This is a genomic window from Bradyrhizobium sp. CSA207, assembly GCF_029051685.1.
GTDB lineage: Bacteria > Pseudomonadota > Alphaproteobacteria > Rhizobiales > Xanthobacteraceae > Bradyrhizobium.
Map to the genome: position 1 here is coordinate 28,734 of NZ_JAACFT010000025.1, position 23,497 is coordinate 52,230.

The 23,497-nt window shown below is 63.4% G+C and carries 18 protein-coding genes and 1 pseudogene; 8 read left to right on the forward strand and 11 right to left on the reverse strand.

Annotated features, from left to right (window positions below; genetic code table 11):
* Window positions 1–3 precede the first annotated feature (3 nt).
* From GWG65_RS26470 to GWG65_RS26485, 4 genes are all read left to right on the forward strand, one after another.
* Window positions 4–801 (forward strand): MBL fold metallo-hydrolase, encoded by a 798-nt coding sequence (locus tag GWG65_RS26470; protein ID WP_275198505.1) that lies wholly within the window; start codon window positions 4–6, stop codon window positions 799–801.
* A gap of 153 nt (window positions 802–954) precedes the next feature.
* Entirely contained in the window at window positions 955–1,554 is a 600-nt protein-coding gene (locus tag GWG65_RS26475; RefSeq protein ID WP_275198506.1) for a TRAP transporter small permease, read from the forward strand.
* 2 nt (window positions 1,555–1,556) lie between these two features.
* Window positions 1,557–2,870 carry a TRAP transporter large permease subunit gene (locus GWG65_RS26480; RefSeq protein ID WP_275198507.1) on the forward strand — a complete coding sequence of 438 codons (1,314 nt, stop codon included), beginning with the start codon at window positions 1,557–1,559 and terminating at the stop codon, window positions 2,868–2,870.
* A 39-nt stretch (window positions 2,871–2,909) separates the two neighbouring features.
* Window positions 2,910–3,887: a TRAP transporter substrate-binding protein gene (locus tag GWG65_RS26485; RefSeq protein ID WP_275198508.1), complete on the forward strand. Its 978-nt coding sequence runs from the start codon at window positions 2,910–2,912 to the stop codon at window positions 3,885–3,887.
* A 72-nt stretch (window positions 3,888–3,959) separates the two neighbouring features.
* Here the strand turns inward: GWG65_RS26485 and GWG65_RS26490 are convergent, their stop codons facing one another.
* From GWG65_RS26490 to GWG65_RS26510, 5 genes are all read right to left on the reverse strand, one after another.
* Window positions 3,960–5,609, reverse strand: coding sequence for an acyl-CoA synthetase (locus GWG65_RS26490; RefSeq protein ID WP_275198509.1), 1,650 nt, complete (start codon window positions 5,607–5,609; stop codon window positions 3,960–3,962).
* Between the two features lie 21 nt (window positions 5,610–5,630).
* The gene (locus GWG65_RS26495; protein ID WP_275198510.1) at window positions 5,631–7,520 is read right to left on the reverse strand and encodes a TRAP transporter large permease subunit; all 1,890 of its coding nucleotides are present in this window, start codon (window positions 7,518–7,520) and stop codon (window positions 5,631–5,633) included.
* Between the two features lie 16 nt (window positions 7,521–7,536).
* Window positions 7,537–8,556: a TRAP transporter substrate-binding protein gene (locus GWG65_RS26500; RefSeq protein ID WP_275198511.1), complete on the reverse strand. Its 1,020-nt coding sequence runs from the start codon at window positions 8,554–8,556 to the stop codon at window positions 7,537–7,539.
* 424 nt (window positions 8,557–8,980) lie between these two features.
* Window positions 8,981–11,101, reverse strand: a complete 2,121-nt coding sequence (mdoH, locus tag GWG65_RS26505; RefSeq protein WP_275198512.1) for a glucans biosynthesis glucosyltransferase MdoH — start codon at window positions 11,099–11,101, stop codon at window positions 8,981–8,983.
* Complete coding sequence (locus GWG65_RS26510; RefSeq protein ID WP_275198579.1) at window positions 11,089–12,561, reverse strand: glucan biosynthesis protein G; 1,473 nt, start codon at window positions 12,559–12,561, stop codon at window positions 11,089–11,091. The genes mdoH and GWG65_RS26510 overlap by 13 nt, the downstream gene beginning before the upstream one ends.
* 314 nt (window positions 12,562–12,875) lie before the next feature.
* On the opposite strand from GWG65_RS26510, the gene GWG65_RS26515 reads away from it, so the two are divergent.
* Window positions 12,876–14,072, forward strand: coding sequence for a Xaa-Pro peptidase family protein (locus tag GWG65_RS26515; RefSeq protein ID WP_275198513.1), 1,197 nt, complete (start codon window positions 12,876–12,878; stop codon window positions 14,070–14,072).
* Here GWG65_RS26515 and GWG65_RS26520 read toward each other — a convergent pair.
* The 6 genes and pseudogenes from GWG65_RS26520 to GWG65_RS26545 all read right to left on the reverse strand — a co-directional run bounded on the left by GWG65_RS26520 (window position 14,069) and on the right by GWG65_RS26545 (window position 21,677).
* On the reverse strand, window positions 14,069–14,896 hold the full coding sequence (locus GWG65_RS26520; RefSeq protein WP_275198514.1) for a hypothetical protein: 828 nt from the start codon (window positions 14,894–14,896) through the stop codon (window positions 14,069–14,071). The genes GWG65_RS26515 and GWG65_RS26520 overlap by 4 nt on opposite strands.
* Window positions 14,897–14,986: 90 nt before the next feature.
* Window positions 14,987–16,276: a siderophore utilization protein FsrB gene (gene fsrB, locus GWG65_RS26525; RefSeq protein ID WP_275198515.1), complete on the reverse strand. Its 1,290-nt coding sequence runs from the start codon at window positions 16,274–16,276 to the stop codon at window positions 14,987–14,989.
* A 216-nt stretch (window positions 16,277–16,492) separates the two neighbouring features.
* On the reverse strand, window positions 16,493–18,481 hold the full coding sequence (locus GWG65_RS26530; RefSeq protein ID WP_275198580.1) for a TonB-dependent siderophore receptor: 1,989 nt from the start codon (window positions 18,479–18,481) through the stop codon (window positions 16,493–16,495).
* A gap of 592 nt (window positions 18,482–19,073) precedes the next feature.
* Window positions 19,074–19,259: pseudogene (locus GWG65_RS26535) on the reverse strand (DL-methionine transporter permease subunit); the annotation flags it as partial.
* A gap of 14 nt (window positions 19,260–19,273) precedes the next feature.
* Window positions 19,274–20,749: a DASS family sodium-coupled anion symporter gene (locus tag GWG65_RS26540; protein ID WP_275198516.1), complete on the reverse strand. Its 1,476-nt coding sequence runs from the start codon at window positions 20,747–20,749 to the stop codon at window positions 19,274–19,276.
* A gap of 166 nt (window positions 20,750–20,915) precedes the next feature.
* Window positions 20,916–21,677, reverse strand: coding sequence for a hypothetical protein (locus tag GWG65_RS26545; protein ID WP_342760669.1), 762 nt, complete (start codon window positions 21,675–21,677; stop codon window positions 20,916–20,918).
* A 62-nt stretch (window positions 21,678–21,739) separates the two neighbouring features.
* On the opposite strand from GWG65_RS26545, the gene nthA reads away from it, so the two are divergent.
* Genes nthA through GWG65_RS26560 form a run of 3 tightly spaced genes read left to right on the forward strand, consistent with a single transcriptional unit; the run spans window position 21,740 to window position 23,399 of the window.
* On the forward strand, window positions 21,740–22,363 hold the full coding sequence (nthA, locus tag GWG65_RS26550; RefSeq protein WP_275198518.1) for a nitrile hydratase subunit alpha: 624 nt from the start codon (window positions 21,740–21,742) through the stop codon (window positions 22,361–22,363).
* Window positions 22,360–23,019, forward strand: a complete 660-nt coding sequence (gene nthB, locus GWG65_RS26555) for a nitrile hydratase subunit beta (protein ID WP_275198519.1) — start codon at window positions 22,360–22,362, stop codon at window positions 23,017–23,019. Before nthA ends, nthB begins: the two co-directional genes overlap by 4 nt.
* Entirely contained in the window at window positions 23,019–23,399 is a 381-nt protein-coding gene (locus GWG65_RS26560) for a nitrile hydratase accessory protein (protein WP_275198520.1), read from the forward strand. The genes nthB and GWG65_RS26560 overlap by 1 nt, the downstream gene beginning before the upstream one ends.
* Window positions 23,400–23,497 lie beyond the last annotated feature (98 nt).

Here is a 23,497-nt window from a genome sequence, read left to right on the forward strand (position 1 = left end):
CGCATGACACTGACGCTGACGATCCTCGGCTGCGGCTCGTCCGCCGGCGTGCCGCGCCCCGCACTCGGATGGGGCGCCTGCGATCCCGCCAATCCCAAGAACCGCCGCCGCCGCTGCTCGCTGCTGGTTGAGCAGGCCGCCGAGCACGGCACCACGCGGATCGTCATCGACACCTCGCCCGATTTGCGCGAGCAGCTCATCGATGCCAATGTCGATCATATTGACGCGGTGTTCCTGACCCACGAGCATGCGGACCAGACCCATGGCATGGACGATCTGCGCTCGGTCGTGCTGCACATGCGCCGGCGCATTCCGACCTATTTCAACCAGTCGACCGCCAAGGATATCATGGCGCGGTTCTCCTATTGCTTCATCTCGCCCGAGGGTAGCGACTATCCGCCGATCCTGACCCGCCATTCGATCGAGGCGGGCGAGAGCCAGACCATCCTAGGGAAGGGCGGCGCGGTGACGCTGACGGCCTTCCTGGTCCAGCACGGCCAGATCCCCGCGCTCGGCTATCGCATCGGCAATGCCGCCTATACGCCTGACCTCAACGACATCCCGCGCGAGAGCTGGGGCGCGCTGGAACATCTCGATCTCTGGATCGTCGACGGCCTGCGCTACACTGGCCATTCCAGCCATTTCAGCATCAACGATGCATTGTCCTGGATCGAGCGCTTCAGGCCGAAGCGCGCCATCATCACCAATATGACGGCCGACGTCGACTATGAGGTGATCAGGCAGTCGCTACCAGCAGGCGTGGTGCCGGCCTATGACGGCCTGCGGCTGGAGACGCACTGAGCGTATCCGGCCGAAATTGTGCCGCAGGTCGGCATGCTCCTTGCTTTCGCGAGCCCCATCGTGTTGGTCTAACGTCTCAAAGACAGACGTTGGATGGTGGCGATAATCAAGCAAAACCAGCAATATCCGCCGGGTTTGGTTGAGCCGCAGAGGATGAGGACCGCGTTGGCAGGACACGGCAACGATGTAGCGGCTGTTGGATTGGTCCGACGCGCCCTGGATTTTCTCTATCTTGGTGCGGGCTACGCAGCCGGCGTCTTCCTCGTCGCGATCTTCGCGATCATGATGATCATGTCGATCGGGCGGCAATTTGCCCTCAACATTCCCGCCGGTGACGATTTTGCATCGTGGTGCATGGCTGCGATGGCTTTCCTCGGCCTCGCCCACACCTTCAAGCGCGGCGAGATGATTCGCGTCGGTCTGCTGTTGGAGAAGTTGCACGGGCGAACCAAGCAGGTTGCGGAGATCGTGGCGCTCGGTATTGCGACGGCCTTCATTCTCTACTTCACCCGGCACGCCGTGCAGATGACCTACGACTCCTGGCGCTTCAACGACGTGGCGCAGGGCGTGGTCGCGCTCCCGCTCTGGATCCCGCAGCTCGGCTTTGCCGGCGGCCTCGTCATCCTGTCCATCGCGCTCATCGACGAATTGGTCGGCGTCATCCGCGGGCATCGGCCGAGCTATGAGAAGGGCTCTCCGGACGAAACGCCGGACGAATTCATCGAGCGCATCTCGCAGGGCGGCGGAGGTTGACGATGGCCAATCTCGGCATGATCGAACTGTCGTTCATTCTGCTCGGCGTCATGATCCTGTTCCTGGCGAGCGGTGTCTGGATCGCGGTATCGCTCGGGCTCATCGGCTTCGTCGCGATGGCGCTGACCACGAGCCTGCCGCTCGGCACGGTGCTTGCGACAACCACCTGGAGCGCGAGCGCGTCCTGGACTTTGGCCGCCTTGCCGCTGTTCATCTGGATGGGAGAAATTCTGTTCCGCACCAAATTATCGGAGGAGATGTTCCGCGGTCTGTCGCCCTGGGTTCAATGGCTGCCAGGACGGCTGACGCATGTGAACGTGATCGGCTGCGGTATCTTTGCGGCGGTGTCGGGTTCTTCGGCTGCAACTTGCGCGACGATTGGCAAGATTGCGTTGCCGGAGCTCGACAAGCGGGGCTACGACAAGGGCCTCAGCCTCGGTTCACTGGCGGGCTCTGGCACCCTCGGCCTGTTGATTCCGCCGTCGATCCCGATGGTAGTCTACGCGGTCACGGCGAACGTTTCCGTGCTGCAGGTGTTTTTGGGCGGCTTCCTGCCGGGGGTGCTCGTGATGGCGCTCTATTCCGGCTACATCATCATCTGGTCGCTGCTCAATCCCAACAAGATTCCGCCGCGCGATCCTCCGATACCGTTCCGGCAGAAGCTGCGCGAGTCGGCACGGCTCGCGCCCTGCCTGCTGCTGATCCTCGCCGTCTTCCTATCGCTCGTGCTCGGCTTTGCGACGGCGACCGAGTGCGCCGCCTGGGGCGTTACGGGCGCGCTGCTGCTGGCGTGGTGGAGCGGCACGCTCACGCGCAAGAACTTCCTCGAAAGCATCATGAGCGCGACGCGCCTGACCTGCATGATCATGCTGATCCTGGCAGGTGCCGCCTATACCACGGCGGCAATGGCCTATACCGGTATCCCGGCGGCGCTCGCCACCTGGGTCCAGGGGCAGGAGCTGACACCCGGCATGCTCGCGCTGTATCTGAGCATCATGTACATCATTCTCGGATGCCTGATCGACGGCATCTCGATGATCGTGCTGACCGCCGTCATCGTGCTGCCGATGGTCAGGCAGGCTGGCCTCGACCTGGTCTGGTTTGGAGTCTACCTCATCATTCACGTCGAGATGGCGCAGATCACGCCGCCGGTTGGCTTCAATCTGTTTGTGCTACAGAACATGAGCGGTCGTGATACCTTCACCGTCGCGCGGGCGGCGTTCCCGTTCTTTGTCCTGCTGCTCGCCGCCGTGTTCATCATCACGGAGTATCCGCAGATCGTGCTATTCCTGCCCAAGCTCGCGTTTCCCGACTGATCGCGCCAGACTTTCAATTTGACCGTAAGGAGAAGTCCGATGAAGTCTCGTTTCGTCCGTGCAGGCTTGATTGCCAGCGCCATGCTGGCCGCGACACCGGCCTTGGCCCAGACCAAATGGAATCTGCCGGCGGCATACCCGGCCGACAATCCGCACTCGGAAAATCTGGTCGCCTTCGCCAAGGACGTCGAAGCCGCCACCTCGGGCAAGCTCGTGATCACCGTTCATCCCGGCGCCTCGCTGTTCAAGGCCCCCGACATCAAGCGCGCGGTGATGACCGGGCAGACCCAGATAGGTGAAGTGCTGCTGTCGATCCATGAGAACGAGGATCCGGTCTTCGGGATAGACGTCGTGCCGTTTCTTGCGACGAGCTTCCCGGAGGCGATGAAGCTGTATCAGGTCTCCAAGCCCGCGATTGCAAAGAAGCTCGACGCGCAGGGCGTGAAACTCCTGTTCGCCGTGCCGTGGGCGCCGCAGGGCGTCTACGTCAACAAGCCGCTCGCCACGATCGAAGACATGAAGGGCCTGAAATGGCGTGCCTACAATGTGGGGACCGCGCGGATCGGCGAACTGGTCGGCGCCCAGTCGGTAACGATCCAAGCCGCCGAGTTGCCGCAGGCGCTCGCCACCGGCGTGGTCAATTCCTTCATGTCGTCGGGCGGCACGGGTTATGATTCGAAGGCTTGGGAGTCCTTGAAATATTTCTACGACGTACAGGCCTGGATTCCGAAGGACTACACCTTCGTCAACAAGGCAGCGTTTGAGGCGCTCGACAAGCCGACGCAGGAGGCCATCCTCAGGGCCGCCGCAACCGCGGAAACGCGCGGCTGGAAGGCCTGGGAAGAGAAGGCCAATTGGTACATCGATCAGCTCAAGGCCAAGGGCATGACGGTCGAGCCGCCGAGTCCAGCGCTGAAGGCGGGCTTTCAGAAGCTTGGCGAGCAGCTCACCGCCGACTGGCTCAAGAAGGCCGGCGCCGACGGCCAGGCATTGATCGACGCTTACAAGAAGATGTGAATCGGGCCAATGCCTAGAAGCGCGGCGTCTATCCGCGCTTCTAGGTGAAGGCGCTCGCGACTGACGCTCGGCTCAGGCCGAAATTGCCTTGGCCGAGCCCACCTCGTTGCGCAGCAGGAATTTCTGGATCTTGCCCGTGGACGTCTTCGGGATCGGACCGAACACGACCGCCTTCGGTGTCTTGAAGCCCGACATCTGGCTGCGGCAGAAGGCGATGATGTCGGCCTCCGTTGCGCTGGCGCCGTCCTTCAACTCGACGAAGGCGCAGGGCACCTCGCCCCATTTCGGATCGGGCTTTGCGACCACGGCGGCAAACAGCACGGCGGGGTGCTTGTAGAGGATGTCCTCCACCTCGACCGAAGAGATGTTCTCGCCGCCTGAAATGATGATGTCCTTGGAGCGGTCCTTGATGATGACATAGCCGTGCTCGTCGAGCACGCCGAGATCGCCGGTGTGAAACCAGCCGCCTTCGAAAGCTTCCTTGGTCGCCTTCTCGTTCTTCAGGTAACCCTTCATCACGATGTTGCCGCGGAACATGACTTCGCCAATGGTCTCACCGTCGCGCGGCACCTCCTGCATGGTCTGCGGATTGATGACGGTGACGGCTTCCTCGAGCGGGTAGGGCACGCCCTGCCGGCGCTTCATTCGCGCGCGCTCGGCGGCAGGGAGGTCGTCCCAGCCCGGCTGTTCGGCGCAGACGGAGGCGGGGCCGTAGACTTCGGTCAGCCCATATACATGCGTGAGCTTGATGCCGATGTTTTCCGCGCCTTCGAGCACGGCGACCGGCGGTGCAGCACCGGCGATCAGGCCGACGACGCGACGGGCCGAGCCGCCCTTCGGCGCGTCAGGCGCGTTGATCAGCGTGTTGTAGACGATCGGTGCCCCGCACATGTGGGTGACGCCGTGTGTCTTGATCAGCTCGAAGATCTTCGTGGGCTCGACCTTGCGCAGACACACATTGATGCCGGCGGCCGCTGCAATGGTCCAGGGGAAGCACCAGCCGTTGCAGTGGAACATCGGCAGCGTCCAGAGATAGACCGGATGCTGTCCGAGTTGACCTGCGAGGATGTTGCTGACGGCGTTCAAATAGGCGCCGCGATGATGGGTGACGACACCCTTGGGATTTCCGGTTGTGCCCGAGGTGTAGCTCAGCGCGATCGCATCCCATTCGTCGTTCGGTGGGATCGCATTGAAGGCCGGATCGCCCTGCGCGACGGCCACCTCATATTCGATCTCACCGATGCGCCCGCCGCCCTTGAAAGCGGCGTCGTCGACGTCGATCACGAACGGTTTTGGTCCGCTCATCTGCGACAGCGCATCGGTGATAACGCCGGAAAATTCGGGATCGACGAGGATGACCTTGGCGCCGCCGTGATCGAGCTGAAATGCGATCGAGGGCGCGTCGAGACGGATGTTGAGCGCGTTGAGTACGGCGCCGGTCATCGGCACCGCGAAATGGGCTTCGTTCATCGCCGGGATGTTCGGCAGCATCGCCGCGACGGTGTCGCCGACGCCGATGCCCTTGCCGGCGAGATAAGACGCAAAGCGCCGGCAGCGCGCGTAGGTCTGCGCCCAGGCGAAGCTGCGGCCCTCATAGACGGTGCTGACGTGATCGGGATAGACGGCGGCGCTGCGCGCAAGGAAGCTCAGCGGGCTCAGCGGGACGTAGTTGGCGGGCGTCTTGTCCAGGCCGACATTGTACTGGTTCTTCCGCTTACTCATTGACACCCTCCTTCACGCCGGTCAAAGGAATCCGATCGAGATCCAGGGGAAGATCGCGACGATGATCAATCCCACCAGCAGCGCCAGCAGATAGCCCCAGATCGGCCTGATGCCCTCGGCCGGATCGACGCGTCCGATGGCGCAGGCGGCATAATAGCCGACGCCGAAGGGCGGGGCGAATAGCCCGATACCCATCGCCAGAATGATCACCATGGCGTAGTGCACCTCATGCACGCCGACGGCGCGCGCGATCGGAAACAACAGCGGCCCGAACAGCACGATTGCCGGGATGCCCTCCAGCACGCTGCCGAGGATGGTGAAGGCCAGGATCGAGACGGCGATGAAGGTCGCCGATCCGCCCGGCAACCCGGTCATGGCCGCGGCCAGCGAGCGCGAGAAGCCGGATTGGGTCAGGCCCCAGGCCATGCCGGTCGCCGTGCCGATGATCAGGAGGATGGCGCCGGACAGCGCTGCGGTCTCGACCAGCATCGGAAACAGCCGCTGCCAGTCGAAGCGGCGGTAGACCAGGAGGCCGACGAGGGTGCCGTAGACGATGCCGATGGTGGAAACTTCGGTCGCCGTCGCAATGCCCTCGACCACGGCGTAGCGGATCACGAAGGGCAGCGCGAGTGCGGGCAGGGCGATGACGAAGGTTTTGCCGATCTCGGAGGCCCTGGCGCGGCGGACGTGGCTCATGTCCTCGTGGCGGTAGCGCCACCGGACCAGCATGCAGAGCGTGACCGCGAGCACCACGCCGGGCAACAGGCCGCCGGTGAACAGCGCGGCGATCGAGACGCCCGTCACCGAGCCGATGGTGATCAGGACGAGGCTCGGCGGAATTGTCTCGGTCTGGGCGCCCGTCGCGGCGAGAAGTGCGACGAGATCGCCGGGGCGGGCGCCGCGCTGCTTCATTTCGGGGAACAGCACCGGGGCGACCGCCGCCATGTCGGCAGCCTTGGCGCCGGAGATGCCGGAGACCAGGTACATCGCCCCGACCAGGACATAATGCAGGCCGCCACGGACATGGCCGAGCAAGCTGGCCAAAAACGCCACCATGGCGCGGGCCATGCCAGTCATCTCGATCAGCAGGCCCAAAAACACGAACAGCGGCACCGAGAGCAGGATGAGGTGGCTCATGCCCTCGTCCATCCGCCCCACCAGCACCATGACCGGCGTCCGCGTGGTCAGCGCCAGATAGCCGAAGATGGCCAGGCCAAAGCCGAACGCAATGGGAACGCCGGCAAAGACGCAGAATCCGGCGACGCCGACGAAAAAGATGACGAGGTTGAGATTGCCAAGCGGCCGCAACAACGGCTCAGCCAGCCAGAACAGGCCGATCACGACAGCAACCGACACCACGGCGGCCGCAACCGTCCTGTAGTCGGCCGCGCGCACCAGCCGCAGCAGCGCAAACGCCGCCATCAGGCAGATGCCGGCGGGCAGCGCGGCGGCGCGCCACATATTCGAGATCTGGAGCGCCGGCGTGGTGATGTAGCTTTCTTCGTAGGCGTAATCCCAGGACGGCCAGACGACCAGCGCCAGGAAGGCCAGCGCAGCGCAGGTCGCGACCAGATCGAGCCAGGCCCGCATCGCCGGCCTTGCACTGGCGACGATCGCGGTCATGCGCATGTGCTCGGAGCGGCGGAACGCCACGGCCGCGCCCAGCATGGCCAGCCACAGGAACAGGATCGAGGCGAGCTCGTCGGACCAGATCAGCGGCCGGTGCAGGCCGTAGCGCGCCACCACGCCGGCAAACAGGATCACGATCTCGGCGACCACCAAAATCGCCGCCGGGATTTCGACGATGAGGCCGAGCGCGCGTTCCAGCGAAGCCAGCAGCGAAGGTCGGCGAGGGGACTGAACAGCCGCCTCGCCCGCCACTGCGGTCACCTCAACCTCGATATGAGCCATGGACGGCCCCGACGCGTTACGACAGCTTGCCGACGGCCTTCTCCAGAAGGTCCCAGGCCTGCTCGCCATATTTGCCTTTCCACTCGGCATAGAAGCCGGCCGTGCGCAGCTTGTCGCGGAACGGCGCCACCATGGGCTGGTTGAAGATCAGGCCCTTAGCCGCGAGTTCCTGCTGCAGATTGGCGTTCAGCTTGGCGGTATCAGCGCGCTCGTTGATGGCCGCGGCATTGATATTCTTGGCGACGACCTTGCGGATATCCTCCGGCAGCTTTTCCCAGGCGCGGCGGTTGGCCAGGAACCAGAAGCCGTCCCACATGTGGTTGGTCAGCGAGCAGTATTTCTGCACCTCGTAGAGTTTTGCGGTCGAGATGATCGCCAGCGGGTTCTCTTGGCCCTCGACGATTTTGGTCTGGAGCGCGGAATAAACCTCGCTGAAATTGATCGAGGCGGGCGCAGCATCGAACGCCTTGAACATCGAGGTCCACAGCGGCGACACCGGCACGCGGATCTTGAAGCCCTTGAGGTCGTCCGGACCGGTGATCGGCTTGCTCGACGACGTGGTCTGGCGGAAGCCGTTGTCCCAGATCTTATCCATGACCTCAAGGCCGGCCTTCTTGATCTCGCCGCGGACGTAAGCGCCGAGGTCGCCGTCCATGGCCTTCCAGACCGTGTCGTAGTCCGGGAATGCGAAGCCGATGCCGTTGATCGAGGCTGCCGGCACCAGGGTCGCCAGGATCAGTCCGGACAACGTGAAGAATTCGACCCCGCCGGAGCGGATCTGGCTCAGCATGTCGGTGTCCGAGCCGAGCTGGTTGTTCGGGAAGATCTGGAGGTCGAACTTGCCGCCTGTCTCGCTCTTGATCGCCGCCGCCATCTCCTTGGCGCGCACGTTCAAAGGATGGGTGTCCGGCAGGTTGTTGGCATATTTGTAGGTGAACTCGGCGCTTTGGGCGCGCGCGACATGGGGCGCACTGAGGCCGCCCAGGACCGCGGTCGCGGCGGAGGCCTTGAGAAGCGTGCGTCGGGAAAAGCTCATGGGTCTGCTTCCTCGGAAGGTTTGTTTTTGTTGTGAGACGCAAACCTATACGGACGGGCGGCCTGAAGGTCATCTGCGATCTCGCGAGGCTTCGCTTATTGCAGCCGGACAACGTCACGGCAATATCGGCTTTCGGAGCGACCGGGCTCGCTCCCAAAAGTGCGAAAACAACCCCATGCACAGTAGCCGTCAAGGGCAGAGAGCGAAGCCGGACCGAATGCGCGGTGGAAGGAATTCAGCCTAAATAACTGATCCAATTATATATAAAAATATTCCATAATATACCTTATGCGAATCTAGGATGCGCAGACTAGGTCCAAGTGCCAGGTGGACGCGAGTTTGCGCCCGCCCCCGCAAAACGCTCCCCTCGTGCCTTCAGGCACCGGCTGACTTGAACAGCAAAATGGCGTGCGGGAGTAGCAGCTCACTGCAGTTTCACGACCTGCTCAAGGGCGACCCGGTGCTTCAGCACGGCAAATGTCTCGCGTGCGCTGAGGCTGGCCACGACCTCCTGGAAACTGTCGCTCTGCTCAATCTTCGCACGGGCAATCGCGAGGTCCACGTCGATCCATCGCGATTTGCGCGGCGGCGGCTCCAGTGACTCCATGTGCGCTCTCAGCAGCCCGGGGGTTTGCCAGAGCGCCAACAGAGCTCCGGGAACCTCGATCCGGGACAAGCAGGCAAGCTCTCTCGCCCGTTTCAACACTGCCGGCGAGAGATTATCCTCCGGGGTCGCAAACAGGCGCGCCATTCTCGTTGGCGCCGACGTGACGAGGCCGATCGGAATGGCAAGAGCGAGACCAATGATCACCGGCGACATCCAGAGCAGCAGCGGCAGCGAAACGGCGTAGGCACTTGCCGCCATCGCCATCCCGCACAAACTCGGGACGGCGAATTTGCGATAGACCTCCTCGCGTCTGATCCCGCCGTCGCTTCGCCGTTGGACCTGCCAGCCGGCATCACGCCCAAGCAGGATTTCCGCCACCGCGGTCGATTGAAAAATCATCATGGACGGAGCAATCAGCGCTGCAAGCAGGCTCTCGGCGATGACCGCCGCCAGGACGCGAAATCCGCCACCAAAGGCCTGCCGTTCCGCACGCTTCGTGAGCAGAACAAGATATGCCAATAGCTTCGGCAGAATGAGGAGCCCCATGGTCGCGGCAAAGACCCAGGCGGCAAGCACGGGATCCTGTGCGGGCCACGTCGGAAACAATGCAAAACCTTTGGGAAAGTATTCTGGCTTGACGAAATAGGCCTGCAGAGAGATGAGAATTCCGAGCAATAGAAACAGCAGCCACAGCGGGGCGGTCAAGTAAGACCCGATCCCGGTCAACAGGTGAAGCCTGGATACCCAGTGCAAACCACGGGCCGGCAGAACGGCGAGATGTTGGAGATTGCCCTGACACCAGCGACGGTCTCTCGCGGCAAAATCCAGCAATGACGGCGGCACCTCCTCGAAGCTGCCGCCCAGAGCGGGGGCCATGAAGATCCCCCACCCGGCCCGTCGCATCAGTGCCGCTTCGACAAAATCGTGACTGAGGATGTGCCCACCGAACGGCTTCCTCCCGCGCAGTTCGGGTAAGCCCGCCTCCTGCGCGAAAGCCTTCATCCGGATGATGGCATTGTGTCCCCAATAGTTGCCCTCGGAGACGTGCCACCAGGCGTTCCCAGCAGCGATCAACGGGCCGTACAGACGACTAGAGAACTGCTGAAGCCGGCTAAACAGGGTGCGCGCATTAACGACGATGGGAAGCGTCTGAATCAGCGCGGCTTGCGGGTTTGCCTCCATCGTGTGCACCAGCCGAACGAGGGTATCTCCGCTCATCAGACTGTCCGCGTCGAGAATGATCATGCAGTCGTAAGCGCCGCCGAAGCGCCTCACCCATTCGGCGATGTTGCCGGACTTCCGAGCGGTGTTGTCGGATCGGTGCCGATAGTAGAGACGGCCGGAACCACAGTTCCGCTGCAATTCCAGGAATGCAAGCTCCTCACTGATCCAGATGTTCGGGTCCGTCGTGTCACTGAGAAGAAACCAATCGAACAACGCGGCATGTCCGGTCTCGCCGATCGACTCGTGCATGGCGCGGAGCCGGGCCGTGAGATGATGGGGATCCTCGTTATAGGTCGGCAACAGCATGGCCGTTCGGCCGGTGATCGCTGGCAGCGGACCGTGGCTGTCGATTGGCAGCACATCCTGTCGGCGTCGCAGCAGCACAAAGAAGCCGGCCAGTGAAGACATGAATGAAAACGCGATCCAGGCGAGCAGCACGAGGAATAGCGCAAGCACAATCCCTTCGAGCACCGTGACGCCGCCAACTTTGAGAACATCGTACATCTCAAAGGCGCCCCCAGCGGTAATCGCGACCGTTCCGCCAAAAATGAACAGGCGCCGCCCCGCAACCGCTCCGCTGGCCCGCTGTCGCGCCGGCCTTGCATCGGTGCTCCTGTCCAATCGACATGGCGGCATCGGGAGAGGCGTTTCATCCGGGAGATACCGAACGCTATGGTCAGACCCGAGCGCAGGCGAAGTCGTCAGGTCGCCCATCGGTAAACCCAAACTTCGGATAGGGGTTGATCGCCCTGCATCAAGACCGCCCTCAACTCGATCGGTGCATCCTTGACTGCGCATTGAAAGCTCAGGCGCCAGCCGCCGGTTTCGGGATTTGGCTGTGTGACCACATTGCTGATCTCGGATTTGCCCGCGCTGACGGCGCCCTTCACCTTGTCAGGATCGAGCTCCTTCAGCCTGTCGCCGGCAAGTTCGAGCACGAACAGCTTGCTGTCATCGCCTCGCGTGCCGACGCCTGTGCGGGTGAACCGGGCCAGCGAATTGGGTTTCGGCACATCGGGACCCCAGTGTAGTCGATAGGTGTAATTGTTCTCGCTTCTGGCCGGAATGGCCGCTTTCGGACGCCAGAATGCCGCGATGTTGTCGTGAATTTCCTCCTTAGTCGGGATCTCGAAAAGGACCATGCTGCCCTCGCCCCAATCTCCTATCGGTTCGACCCAGAGGCTTGGCCGACGCTCAAAGCGCGATTCGATGTCCTCGTAGGCAAAGAAGTTCTTCTCCCGCTGCATAAGGCCGAAGCCCCGAGGGTTGAGATCATTGAACGTGCTGGCCTGCAGGTCGCGTGGATTGTTGACTGGACGCCAGAGCTGCTCGCCCTTGCCGTTGAAAATCGCAAGGCCATCGGAGTCGTGCACCGCGGGGCGGAAGTCGTCGACATTCTGCCGATCGTTCGGACCGAAAAAGAACATGCTCGTCATCGGCGCAAGTCCGGCATGTTGCAGGTCGACCCGCGGATAGAGCGCCATCTCGACGTCGAAGACCGTGGTTGCGCCAGGCCTGATCGTGAATCGGTAGCTTGCCGTTGCGCTCTTGCTATCGAGCAGCGCGTGAACCACGATGGATGTGGCACCGGATGCTGGCTTCTCCAGCCAGAAGGCCTTGAAGAAGGGAAACTCCTCTCCCTTGGCCTCGCCGGTGTCGATCGCAAGACCGCGCGCGGACAGCCCATAGGTCTCGCCTTTAGCAACGGCGCGGAAGTAGCTGGCGCCGAGAAAAACGCAAACCTCATCATAGTAGTCGGCCCGGTTCATCGGGGCGTGAATGCGAAAGCCGGCAAATCCAAGATCGACATCCGGCACCGGGCCGATCTTGTCGCCGAACGCAAAATCGTCTCGCCGGTACCGGATCGGCGCAGCTCGTCCACCCGAGACCTCGTAAAAGTCGACCCTGTTCTTGTAGAAAAAGCCGCGGTGGAAAAACTGGACCTCGAAAGGCAGTTTCTCGCTGCGCCAAAGCGCCCGCTCCGGCAGGAAGCGAATTGACCGATACTGATCGTAGTTGAGATCCTCGATCGCGTCCGGGAGCTTTTCCTCCGGTGCCTCAAACGGCTTACTCGCCATATTGCGGGCTAGCTCGCGCACATAGGAGGCCCCGAACGGGACCTCCACCGCCCATGCCGCAGAGAATGCACCAGGTAGAGATGTCGCCAATGGCATCAATGCCGAGGCTTCCAAGAAATGGCGGCGGTTCAATTGTTCTTCCCGTTCAGTTTCGGACCGGCAAGGCAACTGTCTCGACACGTCCGAGTTCCATCGACGCCGTCGAATCGGCGCGCGCGGCGGCGATCACGATCAAATCAAGATCAAAAATCGTGTGGGTGCACGTTCACCGGCCAAGGCCGGAATGCGTTGGGATATCGCCAGGCCGGCTGAATTCACGATGCCCAAACCCTTGCCGTCGACCTACAATCAGCGTCTCACAGGAAAACAGGCCGTTCAAACCGGCCGCCATCGAGAAACGGAGGTACGTCATGCAGGAGCACGCCACGCGCGCAGCCGAGTCCCGCGCCATTCCGTTCGACGCCGCCAAGCTCGACCGCCTGATGGAGGCCGCCGGCCTCGACGTCCTGGTCGCGACTTCCAAGCACAATGTGCAGTACCTGTTAGGGGCCGAGCGCGCGATCTTCTTCGACTACATGGACGCACTGGGCGTCAGCCGCTATCTGCCGGTGCTGGTCTATCCCAAGGGCGCGCCCGGCAAAGCTGTCTATGTCGGCCACCGCCTTGAGACCCATCAGCGCGCCGTGGCGCCGCCCTGGGTGCCGCAGGTCCGGACCGAGTCCAATGGCTCCGTCGACGCCGTCACGCGGGCCGTGAGCGCCTTGAAGGACGCAGGCGTGCCGATCAAGCGCGTCGGCGTCGAGATGGCGTTCCTGCCGATGGATGCGGGCCGGGCGCTTGCCGACGCCCTGCCCGGCGCCGAGCTCAAAGACGCCCTCCTAGTGCTGGAGCGGTTGCGCGCGGTCAAGTCCGAGGACGAACTGGCCAATCTGAAGACCGCATCCGAGCTGGTGATCGCCTCGATGCTGGCGGTGATCGCCGGGCACGGCCCCGGCACCACCAAGCAGCAACTGTCCGACGCTTTGCGCGTCGCCGAGGTCAACCGCGGGCTCACCTTCGAATATTGCCTGCTGGCCTGCGGCAGCAGCCACAACCGGGCGCCCTCGTCGCAGCGCTGGGAGCGAGGCGAGGTGCTGTCGCTGGATTCCGGCGGCAACTATCACGGCTATATCGGCGACCTCGCACGGATGGCCGTACTCGGCGAGCCGGATGCCGAGCTGAAGGATATGCTGGCGGAGATCGAAGCCGTCCAGCGCGGCGCCTTCGCAGCGGTCCGGCCGGGCGCTCCGGGCGGCGACATCTACGTCGAGGCCGAGCGGCAGCTCGCCCGGATCAGCCAGCGCGACTGCACCGATTTCCTCGCCCACGGCATGGGCCTGGTCAGCCACGAGGCCCCTCGCCTGACCGCCAAGGGTCCGGTTCCCTATGACGACGTCGATGCGCGGCAGCCGCTGGAAGCCGGCATGGTGGTGTCGATCGAAACCACGATGAAGCATCCGAAGCGCGGCTTCATCAAGCTCGAGGATACGGTCGCGGTGACGCCGATGGGGTACGAGATTTTTGGGCACGGTGGCCGCGGGTGGAATGTTGGCGGCAGCGCGATTTAGCGCAGCGGCAGCAGGTCAAGCTGGCTCTGGGCTTTCCTGACGGCCGCCGCGAACCAGCCCTGGCCCGGCGCTGCCTTGGCGAAGCACTGGGTGAAGGCGGTCATCGCGTTGTCTTCGCGGGTCATGTCGCCGCGCGGGTCGTTCTTGTCGATCGGTTTGGCCATCATCTGCTTCCAGACCTTCTCGCAAGCCGGGATCGGCGCCGTCTTCACGGCGTCCCGTGCGGCGATGAAGAAGACCTTTTCGTCCTGGATCGCGACGACGTCGATTTCATCCGGCGGTCCCTTCAAATCGCCGTTGCCGCGCACGCCCAGCACGGCGACCGCGACGCTTGCCCCCGCGGGCTTGGTGATCGGCAGCTCGGCATATTTGGCGAAAGCCGCGTCCTGGATCGCATTGTAGTAGAAGCGGTCCGACCTGAAGGCGGCGCCGATCTCCTGCGGCATGCCGTCCTCGCGGTGCTCGCGCAGCCAGTGCTTGAGCAACGCGGTCGTGGTTACCACGGCGTGGGTCTTGTCGGCTTCGGATGCGAAACCGAGCCCGTCGAGATGGCCGAAGCCGGAGTCACCCTTGTACAGCGTGTCCGCGTTGGACGTTGCTTCGGCCGGAAGCCCTTTGATGGTGACCGGGCCCACCAGGCCGCGCAACACGCCTGCGAGCTCCTTCAGCGCCGCATCGTGCTGCTTGTAGGTTTCGTCATTCTCCGCAGCCTTCGAGAATTTTGCGATGTAGCGATCGCGTAGATCGAGATAGTGCTGCTCGGGCGCGGCTGCATTTGCGTCGGTGGCGAATACGAGCAGGCAGAGCAAAGCAAGCCACTTCATTACGATCCCACGAGGCAAGAGCCGTCTCCGGTCTTTGTGCCTTTGTCCCGCGTGAAGGTTCATCCGCGCAGGTCGGGCGGGCGCAGGCCCCTACTCCGCCGGCGTGAGCTGGCGGTTCAGGCTCATCGCAGCGCCCTCACGCACGCGGACACGAGCGCGGCGCTTGCGCCACCAGATCACGACGCCGGTGACCGAGAGCGCCGCCACCACGAGGCCCATGATCGAGATCAGGATGCGGCCGAACAGCCCGACGATGCGCCCCGAATGCAGCGGGAATTGCGCCTGCACGAAGATATCAGCGGCGGTGCCGACCCAGGGCAACCTCTCGCCGATCGGGCGCCCGTCCTCGCTGTCGTAATAGAGCTGCGCCGGGCCGACGCCGCCAGCGCCGTGGTCGTCGCCGGGATGGAAGAAGGCCGCCGCATAGACGCCATGGGCGGGGCCGTAATTGATCGAGCCGACCGGGGTGGTCCACCCGCGCGTCTTGCCGTCCGCCGCGGCGCGCGCTGCGATGTCGGCAAAGGTGACTTTTGGCTCGATGGGGTTGTCGAGATCGCGGTTCGGCCGCTGCTCATACGGCGTCGGCGTGTAATTCGACACCATTTTCATGAGCGGCGAAAACACCTCGAAATAGAGGTTCAGCGAGAACGCCGTGAAGGCGATGACGAGCAGCAGCCCCCAGGTCCAGAGGCTGAAGGCGCGGTGGATGTCGAAATTGATCCGGTAGGCGCTGCCGCTGGTCTTGACGGTCCAGGCCGGCGCCCAGCGCGTCCAAAAGCCGCGATCGAGCTGACGCGTGACCTGCGGCGCCCGCGCCGCCCTGGTCCTGCGCCGGGACGGCAGCGTGAGATAGAATCCGACGAAGCAATCGATGGTCCAGATGATGGCGATCACGCCGAGCACGCGCATGCCCCAGCGGTCGCTGCCCCAGAACTCCGGAATATGCATCGTGTAGTGCAGCTTATAGAGGAACGAGACGAAGTTTTCCCGCGTCACCGGCCACACCGCGCCCCAATAGCGCCGGCCGAGCTCCACGCCGGTGTTCGGATCGAGGAATACCTGATTATAGTCGAGCGCGAAGCGCTTGCCGGTCGCCGGATCGATCCGCGGCATCACGAAGAACCACAGCGACTGGCCCTGCTCTGGCGTCATGAAGAGATAGACCACACGCGCCCGAGGATCGCGCTGCTCGATGAGCCTGGCGAGCTCAATGGAGGGAATGGCCGGGCCTTTGCTCGTGACGTCGAACAGGTGCCGGTTCAGGACGTCGTCGATCTCATGATCCCAGGAGATGATCGCTCCGGTGATGCCGGAGAAGAACAGGAACCCTGCCGTGAGCAGTCCTGCCCAGCGATGCAACCGACCGAATATCGCTCTCATGGTTCGAGTCCCGACTAAGTCTCATGGTTCGAGACGCCCGCTTTGGGCGGGCTCCTCACCATGAGGGCCCGCGACCTGGCCGCGAAAAACGACCTCATCCTGAAGGAGCCCGCCGACAGCGGGCGTCTCGAAGGATGTGCCACGCGAAAACCGTCTGCCGAATCGTCTTCCATATGCGAATGCTCTGCCCATTGACGGACCATCCTCACATCGAACTCACCAGCGGTAGGTCAGCTTGCCGATCGCCTTGCGGCCCTCGGCGTAGTAGCAGCCCGACAGGCTGTAGCAGGCGGCGACGTAGCGCGTGTCGGCGAGATTGGTGACGTTCAGCGACAAGCGCCAATTGTCCCTGGTGTAGGCCAGCAGCGCATCCAGCACAGCCGAGGATCCCACCTTGAACGTGTTGGCGTCATCGCCCCAGGTCGCGCCGACATAGCGGACACCGCCGCCGAACTGGAGGCCCGCAAGCGGCCCGCTCTGCAGCGTGTAGTCGCTCCACAGCGAGGCGCGGTTGAGCGGCACGGTGACCGGCGCCTTGCCGACATTGACCGGATCCTGCGTAAGCATGGCATCGACATAGGCATAGGCGCCACGCAGGTTCCAACCGTCGGCGAGCGACATGGTGCCTTCGAGCTCGATGCCGCGCGATTTCACCTGTCCGGTCTGTTCAGCGAGATAGCTCGGCGGCGCAAAGGTGACGACGTTATCTCGGGTCAGGTCGAAGGCGGCCAACGTGAACAGTGCATTCCAGCCGAGCGGCTGGTACTTGACGCCGACCTCGTACTGGACGCCGGTCTCGGGATTGAGCAACTCGCCGCCCTGGCCGGTCGCAAGGACCGGCAGGAACGACTCGGAATAGCTGAAATACGGCGCGATGCCATTGTCGAAATTGTACATCACGGCGGCGCGGCCGGTGAAGGCCGAGGCATCCTTCGAGACGGACGTATTGGAGACACCACTGTCGACCTGCGTCGTCACGAAATCCTGGCGGCCGCCGAGCTGGAACGACAGCCGGCCGAGCTTGATCTGGTCCTGCGCGTAAAGCCCGACTTGGGATTGCTTGACACCGGTGTTGTCCGTCATGGCGCCGACCGTCCAATCGTAGCTGTAGAGCGGAGCGAACACGTTGATTTCGGAGGCCGAGGTCGTGACGCTAAAGGCGGCGTCGCGGAACCTGGTGTTGCGATAGTCGACCCCGACCAGCGTGGTGTGGCTGAAGATGCCGGTGGTGAACTTGCCCTGGAGCTGATTGTCCACCGCGAAGGAGTTGATGGACGAGTTGCTATAGCTGCCGAAGCGCGCGAGTTGGCCCGCGGCCTCGTCGGTGTAGCCGGCGCCGTAGAACACCTTCTCCTCGTTATGCTGGTAGGCGTAGCGCAGGTTCTGCCGGAACGTGATGTTGTCGGTGAAGTCATGCGCGAGCTGGTAGCCGACGGTCGCGATCTCGGTGTTGAAGGCGTCGAAGCTCGGCACGCCGGCGAAGAACGAGACCGGGATGGTGCGGCCGTTGTTCGGCCACACCGTGCCCGATGCCGGCAGGAACTGCAGGCCCCACCCTGCCCGGTCCCGCTGGTAATTGGCCAGGAACGTGATGGTCGTATCCTCGTTCGGCTTGATGGTGATGGCGGGCGCGATGAAGACGCGGTTGTCCTTGGTGAAATCGACCTGAGTCTCGCCGTCGCGCACCACGCCAGTCAGACGCCACAGCACGGTGCCTTCCTTGTTGGCGGGGCCGCCCATGTCGAACTGGCCCTGATAACGGTTGAAGCTGCCGCCGGAGATCGAGGCTTCGCCGAACTGCTGCGCGGTCGGCAGCTTGGTGACGTAGTTGAGGATGCCGCCGGTGCCGCTGCCGCCGTACATCGCGGACGACGGCCCCTTGAGAACCTCGAGGCGCTCAGCACCATAGGGATCGAGGCCGTTGAAGTGCACATAGTTGCTGGATGGAATCCGCAAGCCGTCGACGTAGAGGCCCGACATGGTCGTGTCGAAGCCGCGGATTTGAAGCGCGCCGAAGCGCGTATCCGAACCGCCATTGACGTCGCCGCTGACGCCGGCGGTGTAGCGCAAAGCCTCGCCGATCGAGACCGCGCCCTGATTCTTCACCTGATCCGTGGTGATGACGGACACTGACTGCGGGGTTTCGATCAGCGGCGTATCGGTCTTGGTGGCGGTGCCGCTGCGCGTCGCGACGAAACCGCGCACCGGACCATTGGCGCGTTCGCCGGTGCCGGAATTGGCTGTCGTCGCGCTGGGCGCGACTTGTTGCGCCGGAGAACGGCGGCTGGCGCGCGAGGCGCGTGTCGTCGCGCTCCGTCGCGACGAGGCAACCGCCGCCGGACGGGCGCGCTGGCTCGGCGCATCGACGGTGACGGAGGGAAGCTGCGTCTGCGCAGTTGCGGAACTGACGGGGACGACGAGAGTAAGTGCGCTGACCGCTCCGAAAAAAGTCACCTGAAGCTGCCGAAGCCGCGTGTCGGAACGCGAAGGAAATTGCAAGTCTGTCACGTCTGCGAGGCCCCGCACTCTGCCGGCTTTGCCGGTATCGTTTTTGATGCCTCGCCCTAACGCAGGCGTTTTCGGAGCGCGATAGGAACGGCGTTAGAATTTCTCCAGACATGTGCGCAGCACGTGCGACCAATGCGCCCATCGGCGAGCAACGCGCATCGCACACCGCCGAGCGCTCTATGGGAGCTTAACGTGTCTTTGAATTGGAATAGCTCTAGACGGACAAGAGCCGTCGCAGGTTCGCAGCGCTTGGAAACATTGGGTGCATGTCCATGTGTTGGTCGTGCTGTCAGCGATGCCGCAGCCGGCGGTTGACCCGGCGCGCCAGATAGTCGCCGGCGCTCTGGACGAGCTGCACGAGGGCGATCAGCACAACGACGACGGCCAGCATCATCTCCGGCATGAAGCGCTGGTAGCCATAGCGGATGCCGAGATCACCGAGGCCCCCGCCCCCGACCGCGCCGACCATGGCGGAGCCTGCGGTCCGGCCTAGCGGACCATCTGCAACCACGGCAGCACGATCAGAAGCAGCCCGCCGAAATAGAGCAGCCCGAAGATCAGGCCAAAGCCCCAGAACTGCCCCTTCCCGATATAGCCGCTGCCAAAATACATCGGCGCCGGTCCGGTCGCATACGGCGAGATCACGCCCATCAGACCGAGCGAATACATGCAGAGCATGGCAAGCGTCGTGACCGGCAGATCGGGGATGCCCGACCCGACCGCAAGCACCACCGGCAGCACGGCTGCGGCATGCGAGGTGATGCTCGAGAAGAAATAATGGATCCAGAAGAACAGCGCGACCAGGAGGATCATCGCGGTCGACGGAGCGAGCCCGGCGAGCGGCTTTGCGTATTCGGTGGCAAACCACTTGATGAAGCCGATCTCGTTCAGGCCCGAGGCCAGCGTCAGCAGCGAGGTGAAGTAGAAGAACACCTCCCAGGCGCTCTTCTCGCTGACGATGTCGGCGAACTCGATCACGCCGGTCACCAGCATCAGCGAGATCACGATGAACACGACGGTAGTGGCATTGACGAAGTTCGAGCCGAGTACGGGCACACGGATGTCCGGGCTGGAGCCCGCAATCCACAGGAACATCGCCAGCGCGATCAGGCCCAGCATGATCCACTCGTTGCGCGACATCGGCCCCATTACCCCGAGCTCCTTGCCCGCCCATTCGGAGATTTCGGGGCTGCGCTTCACCTCCGGCCGGCACACCGCGTAGCTCAGCAGCGGCACCAGCACCATCAGAAGCAAGCCGAATGGCGCAAAGCCCATGAACCACTGGCCCCAGCTCACCTCGACCCCGACCGTCTTCTTGGCGATCGCAAGCGCGGCTGCGTTGGGCGCGAGCGCGGTGAAGAACAGCGAGCTGGTGACGGCGGTGGACGCGAACGCGGTCCACATCACATAGGTGCCGATCCTGCCTGCGGTTGGTCCGGGCTCGGAGCCGTAGATGCGCGGAATGTTGCTGATGATGGGATAGACGATGCCGCCGCTGCGCGCGGTGTTCGAGGGTGTTGCCGGTGCCAGCAGGAAGTCCGACATCGCCACCGCATAGCCGAGGCCGAGCGTGTTGCCGCCGAGCTTTTGCACCAGCACCAGCGCGATGCGCCGGCCAAGTTGGCTCTTGCGATAGCCGATCGAGAACACGAAGGCGCCGACGATCAGCCAAACCGTGCTTTCGGCAAAGCCCGCCAGCATCCAGCGCAGCGACTTGGTCGGATCGGGATCGATATAGCCACTGATGCCGGCGACCGTGAGCCCGATCAGACCGACCGCACCGACCGGCATCGATTCCAGAATGAGCCCGGTGATGACCGCGGCAAAGATGGCAAAATAGTGCCACTGGTTGGCATTGAGCCCGGCGGGCACGGGCCACAGAAAGATCGCCAGCCACACCGCCAGCGGCGCAATCAGCTTCCAGCGGAACCCTTTTGCCGCAGGCGCGGTTGAACTCGCCGTCATGGGCCTTCCCCCTCAATTTCAATGGTGTTTGACCGGCTCGTTGACCGGGCCGCTTTTGTCCCAACGCCGCGTATACGGACTGTCCGAGGTGCGATCAATGGCTGGCTTGGCATTGATGCCGTCATAGCCGGCCAAGGCAACCTCCCAGTTCTTGTCGGTCTTGTCGCTACAGATGACCCGTGCGCCGATGCTCAGGTTGCGTCCCGGGCGCGGGAAAGCGGATCGTGGTGCCGAGCGTGATCCAGTTGGAATTCTCGCCGGTGATGTTCCGGCCATAGATCAGATCGACGGAGAAGATCTCGTTGGGCCGATAGCGCACGCCGGTCTGAAACCGCGGCTGCGCCACGCTTGCGATCTCCGACGCTCCGGCCTGGCCGTACGCCTCGAACGTCCACTGCAACGTGTCGGTGAACTTCCAGTCGAAGCCGATGCCATAGGTCAGGTAGTGACGATCAATCGTGCGATCCCAGAGCCAGCCGCCATTGAGATTGACGCGCATGGTTTCGGACAGGCGAAAGGTCGCGGGAATGACGGCAAAGGCCGAGAGGTTTTCGCCGGTCGCCGCATCGAAGGAGCCGCCGGCATAGGCGGACAATCCCCACCTCCCGATCCCTGTTGGAACGAAATTCGTCTTGGCCTTGGGAGCAACCGTCGTGCTCCAGTCACCGTCGCTGCGGCCGCGGTTGGTGTTGAGGCTGAGCTCGATCGGCGTGAAGGGATCGACAACGCAGGACGGGTTGGCAACCGCCGAGAAGTCGGTGTTGGTGGCCGCCGACATCCAGCTTTCGACCTTGCACGAGCCGACCTCGGAAATGTCGGCCGCATCCACCGCATAGGCGCCATTCGCAGCATGCGCCGCTTGTGCGGCAAGCCACGTCATTGCCGCGCAAGCCGCAGCCAATCCGGTTCGTCCAGCCTTGAAGCCCATGTGACCATGCTAGCAGAGTCTTCGCCTCGACAACGCCCGGATTCTGGGACTATCTTCGCCCCATGAGCGACCTTCATCATCACGACCACGATCATTCGGAACTGTCCGAGACCGAGCTGCGCGTGCGCGTGCTCGAGACGATCCTGACCGAAAAAGGCTATGTCGAGCCGGCGGCATTAGACGCCATTATCCAGGCCTACGAGACCAAGATCGGCCCGCACAACGGCGCGCGCGTCGTCGCCAAGGCCTGGACCGATCCGGCCTTCAAGACAGCGCTGCTGGAGGACGGCTCCAAGGCGATCGGCACGCTCGGCCATGTCAGCCGCGTCGGCGACCACCTCGTCGTGATCGAGAACACGCCGCAGCGGCACAACATGGTCGTATGCACGCTCTGCTCCTGCTACCCCTGGGAAATGCTCGGGCTGCCTCCGGTCTGGTACAAGGCCGCGCCCTACCGCTCGCGCGCGGTCAAGGACCCGCGCGGCGTGCTCGCCGATTTCGGCGTCACGGTGCCCACGGACACGGAAATCCGGGTGTGGGATTCGACGGCGGAAACGCGCTTTTTGGTGCTGCCGATGCGGCCCGAAGGCACCGAAGGCTGGAGTGAGGAGCAGCTCGCCGAGCTCGTCACCCGCGATTCCATGATCGGCACTGGTTTTCCCAAAAAGCCAGGAGCGCCGTCGTGAACGGCGTGCATGACATGGGCGGCATGGACGGGTTCGGCAAGGTCGAGCCCGAGCCCAACGAGCCGACCTTCCACGCCGGCTGGGAAGCACGCGTGCTGGCGATGGTGCGTGCGATGGGCGCCGCCGGGGCATTCAACATCGACACCTCGCGGTTCTATCGCGAGACGCTGCCGCCGCATGTCTACCTGTCCAGCTCCTATTACCAGAAATGGTTCCTTGGGCTTGAGGAGATGCTGCTCGCCAAGGGCTACATCGCCAAGGAGGACGTCGCTGCTGGCCACGCAGTGCAGCCGGCGAAGCCGCTCAAGCACGGCAAGTTAGGTGTGGGCGACGTCGAGCGAACAATGGTGCGCGGAAAATTCGCGCGGCCTGCCCTGGCGCCCGCCAAATTCAAGATCGGCGACCGCGTGCGCGCCAGGAACATCCACCCAGCGACGCACACCCGGCTGCCACGCTATGTGCGCGGCCATGTCGGCGTGGTCGAGCTGAACCACGGCTGTCATGTCTTTCCGGATTCGGCGGCGATGGAGCTCGGCGAAAATCCGCAATGGCTTTACACGGTCGTGTTCGAAGGCCGCGATCTCTGGGGCGCGGACGGCGATCCGACCTCGAAAATATCGATCGACGCGTTCGAGCCGTACCTGGATCCGGCGTGATGAGCGGCACACTTGCTGCCGCTGCGACGGCGGCCATACCGAGCATTCCGCGCGACGACGACGGCCCGGTGTTCCGCGCACCCTGGGAGGCTCACGCGTTCGCGATGGCGCTGACGCTGCACGAGCGCGGCGTGTTCACCTGGCCGGAATGGGCCGCGGCTCTCGCCGACGAGATCGAGCGCGCGCAGACCGCCGGCGATCCTGATACGGGCGAGACCTATTATCTGCACTGGCTCGCCACGCTGGAGGGACTCGTCGCGCGCAAGGGCGTCGCCTCGTCGGAAACGCTGCACCGCTACCGCGACGCCTGGGACCACGCTGCCGACCGCACCCCTCACGGCAAGCCGATCGAACTGCGGCCGGAGGATTTTGCGGGTTAGTCGCCTGCTCACCGTGTGGGCGCTGTTCGCCTCAACCGACACTGTCATTCCCCGCGAAGGCGGGGAATCCAGTACGCCGCGGCCTTTCCGTATCCTCG

What these genes read in the sequence shown, in the direction of transcription:
- GWG65_RS26470 (WP_275198505.1), top strand. Translation starts at nt 4, where the DNA reads ATGACACTGACGCTGACGATCCTCGGCTGCGGCTCGTCCGCCGGCGTG.
- GWG65_RS26475 (WP_275198506.1), top strand. Translation starts at nt 955, where the DNA reads ATGAGGACCGCGTTGGCAGGACACGGCAACGATGTAGCGGCTGTTGGA.
- GWG65_RS26480 (WP_275198507.1), top strand. Translation starts at nt 1,557, where the DNA reads ATGGCCAATCTCGGCATGATCGAACTGTCGTTCATTCTGCTCGGCGTC.
- GWG65_RS26485 (WP_275198508.1), top strand. Translation starts at nt 2,910, where the DNA reads ATGAAGTCTCGTTTCGTCCGTGCAGGCTTGATTGCCAGCGCCATGCTG.
- GWG65_RS26490 (WP_275198509.1), bottom strand. Translation starts at nt 5,609, where the DNA reads ATGAGTAAGCGGAAGAACCAGTACAATGTCGGCCTGGACAAGACGCCC.
- GWG65_RS26495 (WP_275198510.1), bottom strand. Translation starts at nt 7,520, where the DNA reads ATGGCTCATATCGAGGTTGAGGTGACCGCAGTGGCGGGCGAGGCGGCT.
- GWG65_RS26500 (WP_275198511.1), bottom strand. Translation starts at nt 8,556, where the DNA reads ATGAGCTTTTCCCGACGCACGCTTCTCAAGGCCTCCGCCGCGACCGCG.
- mdoH (WP_275198512.1), bottom strand. Translation starts at nt 11,101, where the DNA reads ATGGGCGACCTGACGACTTCGCCTGCGCTCGGGTCTGACCATAGCGTT.
- GWG65_RS26510 (WP_275198579.1), bottom strand. Translation starts at nt 12,561, where the DNA reads ATGCCATTGGCGACATCTCTACCTGGTGCATTCTCTGCGGCATGGGCG.
- GWG65_RS26515 (WP_275198513.1), top strand. Translation starts at nt 12,876, where the DNA reads ATGCAGGAGCACGCCACGCGCGCAGCCGAGTCCCGCGCCATTCCGTTC.
- GWG65_RS26520 (WP_275198514.1), bottom strand. Translation starts at nt 14,896, where the DNA reads ATGAAGTGGCTTGCTTTGCTCTGCCTGCTCGTATTCGCCACCGACGCA.
- fsrB (WP_275198515.1), bottom strand. Translation starts at nt 16,276, where the DNA reads ATGAGAGCGATATTCGGTCGGTTGCATCGCTGGGCAGGACTGCTCACG.
- GWG65_RS26540 (WP_275198516.1), bottom strand. Translation starts at nt 20,749, where the DNA reads ATGACGGCGAGTTCAACCGCGCCTGCGGCAAAAGGGTTCCGCTGGAAG.
- GWG65_RS26545 (WP_342760669.1), bottom strand. Translation starts at nt 21,677, where the DNA reads ATGGGCTTCAAGGCTGGACGAACCGGATTGGCTGCGGCTTGCGCGGCA.
- nthA (WP_275198518.1), top strand. Translation starts at nt 21,740, where the DNA reads ATGAGCGACCTTCATCATCACGACCACGATCATTCGGAACTGTCCGAG.
- GWG65_RS26560 (WP_275198520.1), top strand. Translation starts at nt 23,019, where the DNA reads ATGAGCGGCACACTTGCTGCCGCTGCGACGGCGGCCATACCGAGCATT.